12 protein-coding genes and 1 pseudogene are annotated in these 15,364 nt (G+C 63.0%); 4 read left to right on the forward strand and 9 right to left on the reverse strand.

All coding sequences use genetic code 11. The features are described from left to right. Nucleotides 1-48 precede the first annotated feature (48 nt). The 5 genes from glf to D9V29_RS00800 form a co-directional block, all read right to left on the reverse strand. Nucleotides 49-1,206, reverse strand: coding sequence for a UDP-galactopyranose mutase (gene glf / locus D9V29_RS00780; RefSeq protein ID WP_121671416.1), 1,158 nt, complete (start codon nucleotides 1,204-1,206; stop codon nucleotides 49-51). 155 nt (nucleotides 1,207-1,361) lie between these two features. Continuing rightward, nucleotides 1,362-1,784 (reverse strand): hypothetical protein, encoded by a 423-nt coding sequence (locus tag D9V29_RS00785; RefSeq protein ID WP_121671417.1) that lies wholly within the window; start codon nucleotides 1,782-1,784, stop codon nucleotides 1,362-1,364. Nucleotides 1,785-1,807: 23 nt separating this feature from the next. Then, on the reverse strand, nucleotides 1,808-3,109 hold the full coding sequence (locus D9V29_RS00790; RefSeq protein WP_121671418.1) for a nucleotide sugar dehydrogenase: 1,302 nt from the start codon (nucleotides 3,107-3,109) through the stop codon (nucleotides 1,808-1,810). A 20-nt stretch (nucleotides 3,110-3,129) separates the two neighbouring features. Continuing rightward, nucleotides 3,130-5,145 carry a serine hydrolase gene (locus D9V29_RS00795; protein ID WP_183084864.1) on the reverse strand — a complete coding sequence of 672 codons (2,016 nt, stop codon included), beginning with the start codon at nucleotides 5,143-5,145 and terminating at the stop codon, nucleotides 3,130-3,132. A 68-nt stretch (nucleotides 5,146-5,213) separates the two neighbouring features. Then, entirely contained in the window at nucleotides 5,214-6,296 is a 1,083-nt protein-coding gene (locus D9V29_RS00800) for a glycosyltransferase (protein ID WP_121671420.1), read from the reverse strand. A gap of 160 nt (nucleotides 6,297-6,456) precedes the next feature. On the opposite strand from D9V29_RS00800, the pseudogene D9V29_RS15230 reads away from it, so the two are divergent. The 3 genes and pseudogenes from D9V29_RS15230 to D9V29_RS00810 form a co-directional block, all read left to right on the forward strand. Beyond that, nucleotides 6,457-6,780 (forward strand): annotated as a pseudogene (locus D9V29_RS15230) (acyltransferase family protein); the annotation flags it as partial. Between the two features lie 49 nt (nucleotides 6,781-6,829). Continuing rightward, entirely contained in the window at nucleotides 6,830-7,618 is a 789-nt protein-coding gene (locus tag D9V29_RS00805; RefSeq protein ID WP_229790396.1) for an acyltransferase family protein, read from the forward strand. Nucleotides 7,619-7,716: 98 nt separating this feature from the next. Further along, complete coding sequence (locus D9V29_RS00810; protein ID WP_229790395.1) at nucleotides 7,717-8,934, forward strand: acyltransferase family protein; 1,218 nt, start codon at nucleotides 7,717-7,719, stop codon at nucleotides 8,932-8,934. Between the two features lies 1 nt (nucleotide 8,935). Here D9V29_RS00810 and D9V29_RS00815 read toward each other — a convergent pair whose 3' ends face one another. The 4 genes from D9V29_RS00815 to D9V29_RS00830 all read right to left on the reverse strand — a co-directional run bounded on the left by D9V29_RS00815 (nucleotide 8,936) and on the right by D9V29_RS00830 (nucleotide 14,177). Further along, on the reverse strand, nucleotides 8,936-10,075 hold the full coding sequence (locus tag D9V29_RS00815; protein ID WP_121671422.1) for a glycosyltransferase: 1,140 nt from the start codon (nucleotides 10,073-10,075) through the stop codon (nucleotides 8,936-8,938). Between the two features lie 31 nt (nucleotides 10,076-10,106). Next, the gene (locus D9V29_RS00820; RefSeq protein WP_147436199.1) at nucleotides 10,107-11,168 is read right to left on the reverse strand and encodes a glycosyltransferase; all 1,062 of its coding nucleotides are present in this window, start codon (nucleotides 11,166-11,168) and stop codon (nucleotides 10,107-10,109) included. A gap of 122 nt (nucleotides 11,169-11,290) precedes the next feature. After that, nucleotides 11,291-12,472: a glycosyltransferase family 2 protein gene (locus D9V29_RS00825; RefSeq protein ID WP_121671424.1), complete on the reverse strand. Its 1,182-nt coding sequence runs from the start codon at nucleotides 12,470-12,472 to the stop codon at nucleotides 11,291-11,293. Further along, nucleotides 12,396-14,177 carry an ABC transporter ATP-binding protein gene (locus D9V29_RS00830; RefSeq protein WP_121671425.1) on the reverse strand — a complete coding sequence of 594 codons (1,782 nt, stop codon included), beginning with the start codon at nucleotides 14,175-14,177 and terminating at the stop codon, nucleotides 12,396-12,398. Before D9V29_RS00830 ends, D9V29_RS00825 begins: the two co-directional genes overlap by 77 nt. 107 nt (nucleotides 14,178-14,284) lie before the next feature. Between D9V29_RS00830 and wecB the strand changes: the two genes are divergently transcribed. Next, the gene (gene wecB, locus D9V29_RS00835; protein ID WP_121671426.1) at nucleotides 14,285-15,346 is read left to right on the forward strand and encodes a non-hydrolyzing UDP-N-acetylglucosamine 2-epimerase; all 1,062 of its coding nucleotides are present in this window, start codon (nucleotides 14,285-14,287) and stop codon (nucleotides 15,344-15,346) included. The last annotated feature ends 18 nt before the right edge of the window (nucleotides 15,347-15,364 follow it).

Below are 15,364 nucleotides of genomic sequence, written 5' to 3' on the forward strand. Positions count from 1 at the left end.
AAACCGCGCCGGCAGTCGAACTGCCTGGCGCGGTTTCGTCGTCTCCGGTTACTCTCCGCCGAGGTGCGCGGACAGCTTGTTGTTCCACATCGACAGCGCAGACCCGATCGCCATGTGCATGTCGAGATACTGGTAGGTTCCGAGCCGACCGCCGAAGAAGACGTCCTTCTCCCCTGACTGCAGGTCGCGGTACGCGAGGAGCCTCGCACGGTCGTCAGCCGTGTTGACGGGGTAGTACGGCTCGTCGTCACGGCCGGCGAAGCGTGAGAACTCGCGCATGATGACCGTCTTGTCTGCCGGGTAGCTGTCGCGCTCCGGGTGGAAGTGGCGGAACTCGTGGATTCGCGTGTATGGGATGATGGCGTCGGCGTAGTTCATCACCGTCGTGCCCTGATAATCACCGACCGGCAGGACTTCGCGTTCGAAGTCGAGCGTGCGCCACGCCAGCTCGCCCTCCGAGTAGTCGAAGTAGCGGTCGACCGGGCCGGTGTAGACCACCGGGACCTGGCCGACGACAGCGGTCTTGTTCACCGGCTGGGATTCGTCGAAGAAGTCGGTGTCGAGCCGCACCTCGATGTTCGGCGAGTCGGCCATGCGTTCGATCCAGGCGGTGTACCCGTCGACGGGAAGACCCTCCCAGGTGTCGCTGAAATACCGGTTGTCGTAGTTGTATCGCACCGGGAGACGCGAGATGATCTCGGCGGCCAGTTCGGTCGGGTCCGTCTGCCATTGCTTGGCGGTGTAGTCGCGAATGAATGCTTCGTAGAGCGGGCGCCCGATGAGCGAGATCGCCTTCTCTTCGAGGTTCGCGGCTGTCTTCGAATCGAATTCGGATGCCTGCTCGGCGATCAGCGCGCGCGCTTCGCCCGGTGAGTAAGCGGCCTGGAAGAACTGGTTGATCGTTCCGAGGTTCACGGGCAGCGGGTACACGACACCGTTGTGGTTCGTGTACACCTTGTGCTGGTAGTTGGTGAACTCGGTGAAGCGGTTGACGTACTCCCACACCGCCGGGTTCGACGTGTGGAAGAGGTGCGCACCGTAGTTGTGGACTTCGATGCCCGTCTCGGGATCGGCGGAGCTGTACGCGTTTCCGCCGATGTGGTTCCTGCGGTCGATGACGACGACCCTGCGGCCGAGGGCTGCGGCGCGTTCGGCGATGGTCAGGCCGAAGAAACCGGATCCGACGATGACGAGATCTGCATTCACGGGTATGGGCTCCTCAGCGGGTCGGGAAGGCGCGAGCGCGCGGGGATGTGACCGGTATGCACCGGAAGGCGCACGTTCGCGTCAGGCACCCAGCCTAACAATTCCGCGGGGCACTCCGCCCCGCCCCGCCAGCGGCCGGACGCGAGCAGCGGCGTTTACTCTGCGACGGCTGCTTCGTCGACAGTCGCTGAGCCGGGTGGGCCGGTCACGACGCAGGTGTACTCGGCGGGAATGGAGGTTCCGTCCGGGGTTGTAATCGTTCCCTGGAGGAAGACGTACCAGGCGTCGCCGTCCTGCTGCGTCGCGGCAGGTGTCGTCCACTCGAACTCCCCCGCGTCACCCGAGTCGGAGGTCTGGAAGTCGATGCACGCGGTGGTCAGCTCCGCGACGGTCCACTCGGCCGGCGGGGCGGTCGTCGGAGCACTCGACGGCTCATCGCCGGGCGTCTGGGTCGGTGTTGGCGTTCGAGTCGCGCTCGGGGTGGTGGTGTTCGCCGGCTCAGGCGCCGAGCAGCCGGCCATGAGGAGACCGGCGACAAGCACGAGGCCGAGTGTCGACGCTGTTTTCCGAACCGGCATGGTGCCCCCTCTGTTGCGAACGATCAGTGTGTGCCGCCGGCGCCGATGACGAGGCGCGGTGTTCCGGCCCAGGCGTCGGCGCTGGTGGTGTTACGGCCATCGACAAGCAGACGGATACCGGGCAGGTCAGCGGCGGTCAACGTCTTGTAGTCGGCGTGGTCGGCCTGCACGATCGCGAGGTCCACCGGCTGGCCGATCTCATACGGGGTGAACCCAAACCGGCCCAGTTCCTCATCCGAATACAGCGGGTCGTGAACGAACACCTCAGCACCACGGGCGGTGAGCGCCTCCACCGTGGGGAACACCCCGGAGAACGCGGTCTCCTTCACCCCACCCCGGTACGCCGCCCCGAGTACAACAGCACGCATCCCGGTCAGGTTCCCGAGAACGGTCGCGGCCTGCTCGACCACCCGTTCCGGCATCGACGCGTTCAACGTGCGCGCCGTCCGCACGATCTCCGCATCCTGATCGGTCGAGAGATACAACCGCGGATACACCGGGATACAGTGCCCACCCACAGCGATACCCGGCGTGTGGATGTGCGAGTACGGCTGCGAGTTACACGCCTCGATCACCGAATACACGTCGATCCCGACGGTGTCAGCGAACAACGCGAACTGGTTTGCCAGCCCGATGTTCACATCCCGGTAGGTCGTCTCCGCCAGCTTCGCCATCTCGGCTGCCTCGGCGGAGCCCAGGTCCCAGACCCCGTTCGGCCGGGCCAGGTCGGGCCGCTCATCGAAGGTCAACACCGCTTCGTAGAACTCCGTCGCCCGTTTCGCACCCTCAACACTGAGACCACCGACGAGTTTCGGATACTTCTTCAAATCAGCGAACACCCGCCCGGTCAGCACCCGCTCCGGCGAGAACACCAAATGGAAATCGGTGCCCTCGACCAGACCAGAACCTTCCTCGAGCATCGGCTTCCACCGGGTCCGAGTGGTCCCCACCGGCAATGTCGTCTCATAGGAGACGAGGGTGCCAGGGGTCAGGTGTTCCGCGAGCGACCGCGTCGCGGCATCCATCCACGCGAAGTCCGGCGCCCACGTCTCATCATTCACGAACAGGGGAACGACGAGCACAACAGCATCAGCGCCCGGGATCGCGTCGGCGTACTCCGTCGTGGCCCTCAACCTTCCGGCGGGCACCAGGGCGGAGAGTTTCTCCTGCAACTGCGCCTCACCCGGGAACGGTTCAATCCCCTGGTTCACCAGGTCAACCGCAGCCGGGTTCACATCGACCCCGACCACCTCGTGACCCGCATCCGCGAACTGAACAGCAAGAGGGAGACCAATTTTTCCGAGGGCAACAACCGCAATACGCATGGGCTCAATCCTACGGGGAATCAGAATCCGTATCGGTTCGCCAGGTCAAGGCTCGACACGTAGCCGGTTCGGCCGTTCGCGATAACGCGGTACCAGAGCCGCACGCTGTCAAGCGCTTCGACGTTGATTCCGGCAGGGATTGTGAATAGCGCTTTTCCGCCCGCACTGGCACGGACTATCGTTGCCGTCTTCGATTTCAGTTGTTGAATCGGGTACGTGGCTACCTTCGCTATGGGCCCGTTGAAGTGCTCGTAAACAATACGGGCGAGCCGTGCGACGCCCGCCTTAGTCGCCCCACGGTAGCCCATGATGACGACGCTGTAGGTGCCTGCCGGCGCATAAACCAGCCCTGCGTCGATTTGCGTCATTCCCGATGACACCCACAACTCCCCTGGCTTCGTGGCAATGCTGACGCCTGCTGGAATCGCTGATCCAATACGCGACGTCCAGAACTGTTCCTTCATAAGTTTGAGCATGAAGGTCGAGCTGGCCGTGCTCAGTAGTTTGCCCGAGTTCAGACGCAGGAGAAGGGTGGTCAAATCGTTCGTGCTGCTCGTCTTGTAGGAGTAGTACTTGCCCTTCCACGTGCCCGCGTAATGCGTCGCGGTATAGCCCTCCGCGGCAAAAGTCGCGTTCATTGCGTTCGCGCCGATCAATTTGATGATGTCGGAGTGGCAGTAGTTGTCTGAGATGTGGATCATCCCTCGGAGGCACTGAGCGAGCGTATATCCCGACGACAGCTTCGTAGAGTAGTAAAGACGACCCTGATCGATCCGCTTCATCGCCGCGTACGCCGCGAAGAGTTTGATACTGCTCGCAGGCTCAACCGCGGATCCCCCGCGGATGCTGACCGCTCGTTTCATTCCCGCCGCCTCGAACGCAGACACGTTGTATCCGCCGGGAAGCCCTGGAATCGCCGCGTTCAGTTTGCTCGTGAGTGCTTTCTCCGATGCAGCTTTGGTCGCGGTGCTCGCCGTCGAACACGCGACGAGACCGACCACTGGCGCCTGGAGGGTGCTGCTCCCGCCGACCACTGTCACCGTTCCTGCTGCGGCGCGACCGGCGATGTCGGCTTTGACGGCGTCTGGCACGCACGAAGCTTGAGACGGATAGACCGGGCCGGGCTTTGCAGCCACCAGAGACGCAATGCCGAGAGCATCGGCGTAGTTCGCACCGCTGGTGAGGTATGCGGGCGCCCCGGCAGGATATAGCAGCGAGTTCAGACTAATCGCGGCGGCGTACTGGTCGGCGCCGTTCGCCCGATCAACCGTCGGTACGAATGCTCGGAGGGCCGTCTCGATGCCGGCGGAGATGGTGGATGTGCCGCCGACCAGAACGACTCGCGCCACGCCGAGCGCGGCGAGCTGGCTCTTGGTCGCTGAGTCGAGAGTGGAGCTACTGCCATCGACCGGGATAAGCGGTTGCTTCAGCTGCCCCGCAGCCCCCATCGCCGGTAGAACCCCGAGCCAGGTACGTCCGGACACAAGTATTGCCGTCGTCGCCGTGCTGAAACCGCTCGCGACGATGTCCCGTGCGGCCGCATACGGCTCCCCCGCTCCCAGCCGGGTGACATCCGGTGCGAGTCCGTCGCGGATTCTGTTGAGCACCACATCGCCGATATCGCTGGTTGACCCGACGACGACGATTTTCTGTGGTTTCAGCCGTCGTATTTCGTTGACAGTGGGGGTCGAGACCGACGAAGGGGTTGAAAGGAGGAGAGGCCCCCCGGCAGCAGCAGCGACCGGTCCCGCGACGAAATTGCCAGCGAAGCGGGTCGTCGATCCAACGTAGACAACCGGCGCCCCGGAGGGAAAAGCAGCTTGTGAAACCGCGATTGCGCTTGCGGTCCGATCGGCACCACCGATCCGTGAGACGCTCGGTGTGGTGGCGGCAGCGAGTGGAGTTGCGGGGAGAGCACTGGCAGTCTGTGCCGACGCCAGCAGGCCGGCGATCACCAGTGACGCCACGACCGTGCCCTTGAACCGGCGTTGCCGTCCGCCGCGCGGGTTCTCAGCGTGTTTTCTCGTGCCTGCCATTCGTGGCTCCCTCGTTATCTCAGCGGAGAGTAACATGCGCTCGCGCGTGCGGTTGATTACAGGAGGCTCTATCTGGCTCCGCGGACCAGAACCGATGCGGTCATCATTCTCACCGGCGCCTCGCGGGCAAGAAAGTGGTGCAGGCTGCCGGGAAGGATCGAACTCGGGCGGAGGAACTGTCGCCGTTCTAGACCCCGCGCGAGAAGGTTCTGCGTGGGCACTGCCAGATCAAGGATGGCGTCGAGCATCCGCCCGTCCGCTCGGGACAGGATGCGGCGGGTTGCGGGCGCAATCGCGAGAAGTTGTCTGGTGGTTTCGGCGAGGTGGTGGCGATCGGCCTCTGTCCATGATTCGAGGGCCGGTCGATTGGTGACGACTCCGAAGATGTGAATCCTGATCAGCTTGATCACCAGTGCGAGTCTTTGCTTCTCAGAAATCCGCCCGAACCGGGGGTCGTGGGCGAGAAGCCGGAGAAACTCCAGGTCTGCGCTGACCGGCTTTTGCGTCGTCGTCACCCGGTCCTGAGCGTCATTATGGATCAGGTATGCGGGTCCGTGCCTGTCGAAGCTGATCGGATGGCCGCTGAACCAGAGCGCGGTGACGTAGGCGACGTCCTCGCCCGATCCGAGATCGGGCACGAATCGCTCCGCGCCGAATTCTCTCCTCGAGACTAGTCCGAGCGGTGCGCTGCGGTAGGACAGTCGATCCTTCACCGCGTCGAGGTTTCTTCGCCTTCCTGGTCGCACCGGGGGCGTTGGGACGTTTCGCCCTCCGAAATGACGCAGCCGCGGAATTACGACGGATGCCCGGTCACGATCGGCAATGGAGAGCCAGGAATCAATCGCGCCGGGCTCCAGCTCGTCGTCGGAGCCCATGACCGACGTAAATCGACCGGTCGCTGCGTCGAGGCCATGGTTGAACGGACCCGTCGGGCTGCGGATCCCGTCCTCGAGAGCGAGAAACCGCAGTCGCGGATCGCCGTCGTGGACGGTGAGAAGAGAGCGGATGGTGGCGACTGACGTGTTGTGACAGACAACAGTGGCTCGAAGCGCGACAGTATTCCGGTCGAGCACGGATCCGACCGCGCGTGCAATCGGACGCCGGGGATCGTGAACGGGAATAATAACGTCGACGTCGGGATCTGGGCTCACCCGTCGACGGTATCAGCCGGATCGACCAACTCGCAGACCCGGCGCGACGATCGGAAAGCACGACATTCCCGATACTCTGGACAGCGGGACACGTGGACGTCGGCGGCACCCTGTCCCCACTTCCGATTCACCCTGACGACTCACTACGGAGCGGAGAGACATGCCGGACCCGGGCCGACCAGGTGACGCACAGAGCGCGCCTGAAGGACCACCGCTGGCTGCCCGCCGATCCGGCTCGGACCGCGTCGCGTGGATCGATCTCGCGAAAGCCGGCGCCATCATCCTCGTCGTCGTCTTCCACGTCGCGGGGGCCGCCGCCGCTTTCCTTCTACCGAACGCTCAGGACTTCTGGATGACAGGCTGGAAGGCGCTCAGCGATTTCCTGGTTCCCGTGCGTATGCCCCTCTTCTTCCTGATGTCCGGGCTGCTGGCCGGGGCGGCGGTGAACCGGCCCTGGCGAAAACTTTTTCGTTCTCGCTATGCCAACCTCCTCTGGCCGTACCTGATCTGGTCGGTCTCGTTCAGCTTCGTCTATGGCTTCGCCGTTGCCCCCCCAGCAGTGGTTCACTGCAACACGAGCCAGCCTCATCAACGTTGCATTCGGCGGGGACGCCTACTGGTTTCTTCCGACCCTCGTCGTTTTATTCACCGTCGCCCGAGCCTTCAGGAAGTTCGCGCCGGCCTTGGTGTTTGCCGCTTTCGTCATCTGGATAACAGTCCCGCTGAGCCAACCGTTGCTCGCAGAGGTCCTTCCCACCGGACTCGCCACCAATCTCGGCAGGTGGGGCACCTTCGGTATATGGTTCCTGCTCGGCTGCTTCGGCAGACCATTTGTGAGCAGAATCGCCGCTCTCCCTCTCTTACCGCTGCTGCCGCTCGCCGCAGGTTGTTATGCCGTCATGGTGTGGTTTTACTATGTCGCCGACAACCGCGGCTTACCGTGGATCATCGGACTGAATGTGAGCGGTCTGCTCACCGCCGTGCAGCTCGCGGTGCTGGTGTCCAGGAGCTCACGCTTGGCAGCCGTCGGAAGCCACATCGCCCGAAGAACTCTCCCGATCTACCTCCTTCACCCCTTGATCGTGTATTCGGTCGTTGCGTTGAGCCGCGTCCCCGGCGTTTCACTGCGGCTCCCTCAGGACTCCCCCGTCGTGAATTTCTTTTTTGTACCTGCGCTCACAGCTGCGCTCGTCTGGGTCAGCATGCTGATCTACGACGCCGCGATGAAGGGTCCCCTCCGGGTGGTTTTCACACCCGCATCGTCGGGCGGTGGCTCTCTCGAGTCTCGTCACAGCGATCATGACCAGTCGGCGCGAACCTGAGTCAGGGCTCCGCGCGACCGCCTCGGCCACTGGCCGGTGTGCCGTCGGCCGACGGGGCGCGTCAGCACCCGCAGGTTCACCGCCTACAATGGCTTCCCGTGACGGGTGAACAGCAGACAGCACGGATGCCGTTCCCAGCGCCAGAACGCAAAGAGGTCACGCGCCCTCCCCGCCTCGACTCTCTCACAGGGTTGCGCTGGTGGGCAGCGTTCGCGGTCTTCGCACACCACATGTCGATTATCGCGCCGCTGCCGGGCTCATACGCCCTGAGCTACGGCTCGTACGGAGTGACCTTCTTCTTCATCCTGTCCGGATTCGTCCTCACCTGGTCCGCACGAAAGACGGTGACGACATCCACGTTCTACTGGCGTCGTTTCGCACGCATCTACCCGTCTCATTTCATCGCACTCCTGCTCGCCATCCCGGTTTTCTACAGCTTCTCTCCCGCACCAGAGGAATGGTGGGTCAAACCCGTGAGCGTCGGAATTCTGGCGCTGTCGTTCGTGCTGCTCCAAGGCTGGTCCCATGACCCGGTTATTCTGTTCTCCGGCAACCCGGCCGCCTGGACGCTGACCTGTGAGGCATTCTTCTATGCGCTGCACCCGGCCATCAACCGTGTCTTCGGCAAGCTCCGCGTAAAGGGGTCACTAATCCTCGTCGGCGCCGTGATCGGCGCAGCGTTTCTCTACCGCTTCGCCGTGATGTTCTCGTCTGAGTCTTGGCTCGCGGCCGCCCCCCTTCCGATCGTCAGACTGAGTGAGTTCGTGATCGGCATCGGCATCGCGCGCGCGATGCTCGCCGGGTGGCGGGTCCGCCTCTCCCCCGTGTGGTGTTATCTCGGAGTTCTTCTTCTCGTTGGGTGGTTCGCGATTTCTATCCGCTGGTCCGGGAATTCGTTCGTGGACTTCTTGCACGCGACGGCGAACGAATGGATCATCGTCGCGTTCGCCGCCACTATTGCCGCCGTTGCGTCGAGCGACCTCACCGGCAAACGGTCACTCTTGCGCTGGCGCCCGTTCGTCCTTCTCGGCGAATGGTCATACGCGTTCTACCTTGTGCACGCCACCGTCATTTACGCCCTGCTCGCCGTCGTCGGAGTCCAGCCGAAAGGCTGGAGCAACCTGCTCTGGTATGCCGGTCTCCTCGTCGTGACGGTGGCCGCGGCCGCGGCTCTGCACTATCTCGTGGAGCGGCCGTGCGAGCGGTTCATGCGGTCGTGGTGGGATCGACGTCTGGCGCGCCGTACGCAGCACGATGCGTCGAAGCCAGCCGACGTTGTGCCTGTCGAACCCGTTCAGCCGGGCAGCAGGTCGTAGTTCACCCGGGTGGCCGTGACTCAAGCAGGTCGACGATCGCTTTCTCCCAGATCGCGACCTGGCTGTCGGCATTGAGCTCAGAGGCTGTCTTCATCGCCGCCGATTTAAAAGCCGCAACCGACTCACCGGTCAGGCTGTCCAGAGCGTCAGCAAGCGACTGCGCCGTAAAATCCCTGGCTACCAGACCGAGCTTGTTATCGGTCACTATGGCCGCCATCTCGGGCGATGGCCCCACGACGACAGCCAATCGCGCCTGAATGAAATCGAATATCTTATTGGGAAGCGCCCACCGGTAGCTGAAGTTCACTGGCGGGAGGACGAACACTCCGACGTCATACCCGTTGAGCGTTGGAATCAGTTCGTCGTACGGCACGGGGTCATTGATACGGACGTGTTCGAGCTCGGCTGCACGGGCCTTCAGCTCTTCGATGTAGGGCGGATCATTGGCCGTGAGGTACAGGTCAAGGCTGAACTCCGACGCCGCCAGCTCGACAGCGTCGAGCATGATGTCGAGCTTTCGGTTGCGCAGGCCCGCGCCACTGTGGACCAGGCGGAGCAGCACTCTGGGAGGGGCTGGCTCCAGATTCCAGTATGGGGCGGCGTTGGTCACCACCCCTGGCAGAAAACCGAAGTCCTTCTCATACTCACGAGCGAGCCCCTGTCCTACTGTTGTCCACGAGTTGGCCCTGCTCACATACCGGCGACACAGCCAGCGATAGTACGGCGCAAGCCAGCGCATCCACTTGGGATTCTCCGTCCGAAGCTTCGAGGTGTATTCATGGAGGTCAGCGTGCACACCGTGCTTCGAGCGCAATTCGAGCGCGAGCGGAACGGTTTCGACGTCGTTCGCCAGCACGACATCCCACTCCCCCGTTCGAAGTTGTTCCCTGCACCAGGCCACCGCACCCGTCCGCCAATACGTCGCTCCGAACATCCGCAGCGCCAGAGTCGGCGCGAAGAAGTTGTTCTGCGGCTGGCTGTCAGGAATTCGTATGTGTCTGGACACTCCTTCCGGCGCTTCCCCATATCCACACGTGGTGACGTCATACCCGCCCACGAAGTGTCGGACCTGCTTGAGCACTCTCGCGTCATTGGCGATCGGCGAAAACGACAGGATCAGGATTCTGGGTGCTGGACTCATAACTTCATTTCAGGTCGGTGGTGAAGCGCGATCACGTCGTGAGGAAACCACGAAGCACGTCGGCGGCGAAACGTCCGTCGTGGACGCTTTCGACGTACGCGCGTCCCCGCGCACCGTTCGGTCGGAAGTGATCCGGACGAGCACAGATGTCACGGATCACCGCCTCGATCGAGTCGGGCGTTGCCTCAACTATGGGAAGTTCGAGTCCAGTCTGGGCCTCCACGTACTCGCGGGCCTGCGCGGTCACGTGACCGACAACGATGCGTCCCGCTGCCATCGCTTCGCACGCGGCGACACCGAAAGACCCAATGCGGAATTGGTCGAGAACGATGTCAGCGCTGTGGTAGACGTCAGGCATCTGCGCGGCGGGCACACCTTCGACGCGCCGGTAATCGATCAGCCCTTCCTCAGCCAGACCGGCGAGGACAGGATCGATGAGATCGGATCCTTTGAGCGATCCCTTGCTCGGCGCATGGACGACCCGGGGCCTCGTCGTGGCGAGTATATCCTCACTGTTCGACCATCGCGCGGCGTCGACCACGACAGGGAGCCACGTGGCCTCAGGGACGTCCAGAATGAGATCGGGGGTCGAGACGAAGACGGGCGCTCCCACCTCGTCTAGGATACGACGATTGGCGCTCGCCTGCTTCTCGAGAACAGCGGTCCCTGCGTCCGCCGCATCAGCGAACGGCGACCATTCGTGCCGAGCAGCGTGTCTGCTAGGCAGCCGGATGTCACTCCCGTGGCACAGCATAGCCAGGCTGACCCCCGAGCTCGTGATGTCACGAGCCTGGTCCACCACGCTCTGGTCGTACACGCGGCCGAAGACGTGACGCTCTGCTTCGAGCAGCACATGGGTGAAACTACTCAGGACCACCCGTCGCTGCTCTCTTTGCCAACGGCCGGAAAGAACGAAAGCGCCAACGGGGACCGAAACGTCGACGGGGAAACCAAAATCGGAGTCGAGCCTGTATGCCATGCTCACCGCACCGACGCCGGGGATGAAGCGCTCGGCAGCGCGGGCCCATTGCCAGCCCTGCCCGGCCCAGTTGACCGGTGCGACATACAGCCGGATCGGGGTTTCGGGTGCCACAGTCGGCACAGGAACCGCAGCGACATCGAATCGAAACCGACCAGGGAGCAATGCGACCAGCGCTCGGTCGGGCACACGCCTGGTCAACAGACTCAGGGCGCGAAGCACGACAGGTGGCATGCTCATCGGTTTAGCCGATACAAGACGAACCTGGTCAGGTTGGATTCGCGGTCGAATAGCCTCAACGGGTTTCGTGGGACTATCCGGTTCAGCCGCGACGACGTTCGGTGTCGCTCAACGGCGTCGGCGAGCGACACCGCGCTGGAACCGATGTCGATCACCGCATCGAGAAGCGAGCGGTCTGCGCGCGACAATGGCGCGAGCGCGCCGGGTGCACGCATCACGATCTCTCGGGCACTCGACCGTAAGGCGTCGGTGTCGCCCGGCCCCCACGACTCTGCCCGCGACCGCGTTATGACCGCGCCGAGGACATGAATGCGCAGGAGCTTCGTCACGAGGGATCGCCGCGCCGATGTCGTCAGTCCTGTGAACCAGTCGCGAGCGACAAGGTCGAGAACCGCGGCCATCGCTTCGGAGATGGGGCGGGGCTGGGTGGTCACCCGGGTGACGGCGTCAGCGCCGATGATGTAGGCAGGAGTCCGCACGAGGTAATCAATCCGCTTCCCTGCCGCCCACAATCGGGCGCTGAAGGCCATGTCCTTACCGACCGGCATCCCGGCCGTGAACTCAAGCCCCAGCTCGCGGACTACGGCGAGCCGGAGAAGTCCGAGGGGGGCTGTCCGGTAAAACAATCGGTCCCGAACCGGGTCGAGACGCCGGGAGCGCCTCCACCGCGTCAACGGGTTCATCAGGAGCTCGCCGTGCTGATGCCTGAGGGGAACCAGAGCAGCGTCGGGACGGCTCACGTTCACGTGCGCTATCCAAGCCGCCATTGCGCCTGGCTCGAGGAAGTCATCCGAGCCCATGATCGAGACGTATGGGGCTGTGGCGAGAGTTAGCCCATGGTTGAAAGGTCCGGCGGGACTCTTGATGCCGTCGGCGAAGGAAACGACCGTGACCGAACTGTCGTGTACGTATTCAGCGAGCTGCGCCTCGATCCCTTCGGGATCGATGTTGTGGCAGACGATGAGCACCCGGACAGCGCCAGCGGGTGTCCCGGCGAGCACAGATTCAACCGCGCGCTTAGTCGGTCGTGTCACGTCGTGAACGGGAATCACTACATCCACCATGATTTCGGATGCTGCGACCCGGTTTTCTCCGCCCACGTTAGTCGACAAGGCCGGCAAGTCGCGCCTGAACAGAGAAGTCTTCGACGTCGCGGACGACTTCATCGAACGAGCCATGGGTAACGATCCGGCCGTCGCGCATGAACACGACCTGATCGTTGTCCCGAATCGTCGAGAGTCGATGGGCGACGGAAATGATGGTCACCTCTCCTCGGAGTTCCCGGATAGCGATGGAGACATCGGACTCCGTCTTTGTGTCGAGGGCACTCGTTGCCTCATCGAGAACAAGGATCAGTGGGTCGCTGTAGAGGGCGCGAGCTATTCCGAGGCGCTGACGCTGGCCGCCCGATAGCGACATGCCTCGTTCGCCGACCCGGGCATCCATCCCGCCCGCTCTGGACATCACGACGTCCCAAAGCTGGGCACGCTCCAGCGCCGCCTGCACCCGAACGCGGTCAAAATCCCCGGTCCAGGAAAGCGCAACGTTCTCCGCGACGGATCCGTCGAAGAGAGCAACATCCTGAGGAACATACCCTACGCGGGAACGCCAGTCAGCGAGGACTCCTTCGAGAGGGATACCGTCGATGAGGATGTCGCCGCCCGATGGGACGAGAAGCCCGAGAAGAATGTCGACGAGAGTTGATTTTCCTGCGCCGGAGGATCCGACGAGGCCGACGGTGCTCCCCATCGGAATAGTGAGGTCGATCCCCGTGACGGCCGGTTTCTCTCCTCCAGGGTAGGTGAAGGCTACATCTCTCAGTTCGAGCACCTTCGGTTCGCTCTTAAGCGGATCATGGCCGATCCGCTCTCCCCGTTCGAGATACCCCTCTGCCTTGTGGATGTCTCCCATCACCGCCCTGACCTGCGGGATGTTCGAGTGGGTCTGAGTGATAACGGATTGGAAACCGGTGAGCGATGGAACCAGCCGGAAGCCGGCAACGGCGAAGAGCGCGACAGCCGCGAACGCACCGGCCATACCACCCGACCAGTACGCGACTCCCCCGACCAGGATGAAACCGCCGACCAGTGCAGACTCGAGCACAAATTTCGGTACGGCGCCGAGGAAACTGAGGTTGGCGCGAGCCCTGGTCGTGTGCAGCCGGTTCGAGTGGATGACCGCGGCGACTTCCCCGGCCTTGTTCCGCAGGGTGATCTCTTTGAGTGCTGAGACCATGTCAGTCATCAAACTGGCGACCTTGAATGAGTAGTCGCGGTTCACTCGCCCCGCCTCCACCGATTTCCGAGAAACCCAGAAGTAGAGCAGGAAGGCGATGAGGCCCAGGTAGACGACAGTGACAAGCGCTGTGACGGGCTGAGCGATGACGATGACGACGAGGACTGAGATCGACGTCGTGAAAAGTGTCGGGAGGCTGAGAACAGGCAGGAGGAATCCGGCGACGACGGCTGCGATTCCGACATCCGCCATCCTGACCAGTTGTGACGTATTGCGCTGCAGCCGCTCGGTCCACGGCGCCTGGATGTAGGCGCCGAAGAGTCGGTCACCGATCTCGAGTTCGTACTTCGCGAATCGTCGCGTTGCCCTCCACTGCAGAAGAACACTCAGACCGGACTTGAGGATGATCAGAGTCGAGACGGCTACCAGGATCCATACATAGCCCGACTGGTCGACCGCACCGACGAGTGGTAGGTTCACCGGCTCCGACTGGACCATCGCCGCCATCGAGAGGGCGAGGAGGCCGATAGCTGCGACGTCGAGCAGCGCAAGGGCAGAGGAAAGGACGACATAGGTCCACAGAAAGTTTCGGGCTCTGGGTGGCAGCAGGGGCAAGAGCTTCTTAAGGGTCTGCCAGAGGAGTTTCACGGGAGGTCTATCCTTCAGGGTGAGCGGAATCCCATGATCCCACAGTTCCCTGATCGGACCGGCGGCGCGGAACCGTCCAAATAGCGGACGAACTAGGATGGCTGCTCGTGAAGATAATCAGTGTCGTTGGTGCCCGTCCCCAGTTCGTCAAGCTCGCTCCCATCGCGAAAGCCGCCGCGGTTGCCGGCGTCGATCACGTGATCGTCCACACGGGCCAGCACTACGACCCAATGCTCTCGGATGTTTTCTTCCAGGACCTCGGAATCCCACAGCCCACAGTGCACCTTGGCGTGGGGTCCGGGTCCCACGGGGTTCAGACGGGTGCCATGCTCGGCGCTTTGGACGCCGTGTTCGACGAACATCAGCCGGACTGGGTTCTCGTCTACGGCGACACGAACTCGACGGTGGCCGCTGCGCTCAGCGCGGTGAAACTCCACTTCAAACTTGCTCATTTGGAAGCCGGACTGCGTTCGTTCAACCGGCAGATGCCCGAAGAGCACAACCGGGTTCTCACTGACCACGCGGCAGACGTGCTCTTCGCGCCGACGAGCGTCGCGGCCGGCCACCTGGCGAACGAGGGCCTCGCCGACCGCACCGTTGTGGTCGGCGACGTCATGACCGACGTTTTGATGCTCATTCGCGACCAGATCAGCGGCAAGCCATCAGCCCTGGTCACCGAACTCGCGCTCGCCCCAGACGGTTACTACGTCGCGACCATCCATCGCGCAGAGAACACTGATGACCCCGGCAGGCTCAGGCAGATCGTCGACGGGCTCGCCGAACTCGATCTCCCAGTCGTGTTGCTCGCACACCCACGGGTGGTCGCTAAGGCCGCCGAGCACGCAATCGACCTCACTTCTGGCTCCCTTATCGGCCACGCGCCGCTTGCATATCCGGACCTGCTTGCCGCCGTCGCCTTGAGCAGGGGCGTGATCACCGACTCCGGCGGGCTTCAGAAGGAGGCTTTCCTCCTTCGCATTCCGTGCACAACGGTACGAACGGAGACCGAGTGGGTCGAGACAGTCGATCTTGGCTGGAATGTTCTCGCTAACACCAAGGAAGAGATTGCAGCAGCAGCAACGCGCGCCCGTCCGGCCGCGACGGATGCCGCTCCGTACGGCGATGGAGACGCGGCAACCAGAACCGTCGAGTGGCTCATTTCACACTGATCGGACCCGGACCCACAG

Origin of the sequence: Mycetocola manganoxydans (genome assembly GCF_003667545.1) — a bacterium.
Lineage (GTDB): Bacteria > Actinomycetota > Actinomycetes > Actinomycetales > Microbacteriaceae > Mycetocola_A > Mycetocola_A manganoxydans.

Excerpts from the sequence above, each read along its gene's own strand:
- D9V29_RS00785 (WP_121671417.1), bottom strand. The coding sequence starts at position 1,784 with ATGCCGGTTCGGAAAACAGCGTCGACACTCGGCCTCGTGCTTGTCGCC.
- D9V29_RS00790 (WP_121671418.1), bottom strand. The coding sequence starts at position 3,109 with ATGCGTATTGCGGTTGTTGCCCTCGGAAAAATTGGTCTCCCTCTTGCT.
- D9V29_RS00795 (WP_183084864.1), bottom strand. The coding sequence starts at position 5,145 with ATGGCAGGCACGAGAAAACACGCTGAGAACCCGCGCGGCGGACGGCAA.
- D9V29_RS00805 (WP_229790396.1), top strand. The coding sequence starts at position 6,830 with ATGGCTTCGCCGTTGCCCCCCCAGCAGTGGTTCACTGCAACACGAGCC.
- D9V29_RS00815 (WP_121671422.1), bottom strand. The coding sequence starts at position 10,075 with ATGAGTCCAGCACCCAGAATCCTGATCCTGTCGTTTTCGCCGATCGCC.
- D9V29_RS00825 (WP_121671424.1), bottom strand. The coding sequence starts at position 12,472 with ATGGCTCGTTCGATGAAGTCGTCCGCGACGTCGAAGACTTCTCTGTTC.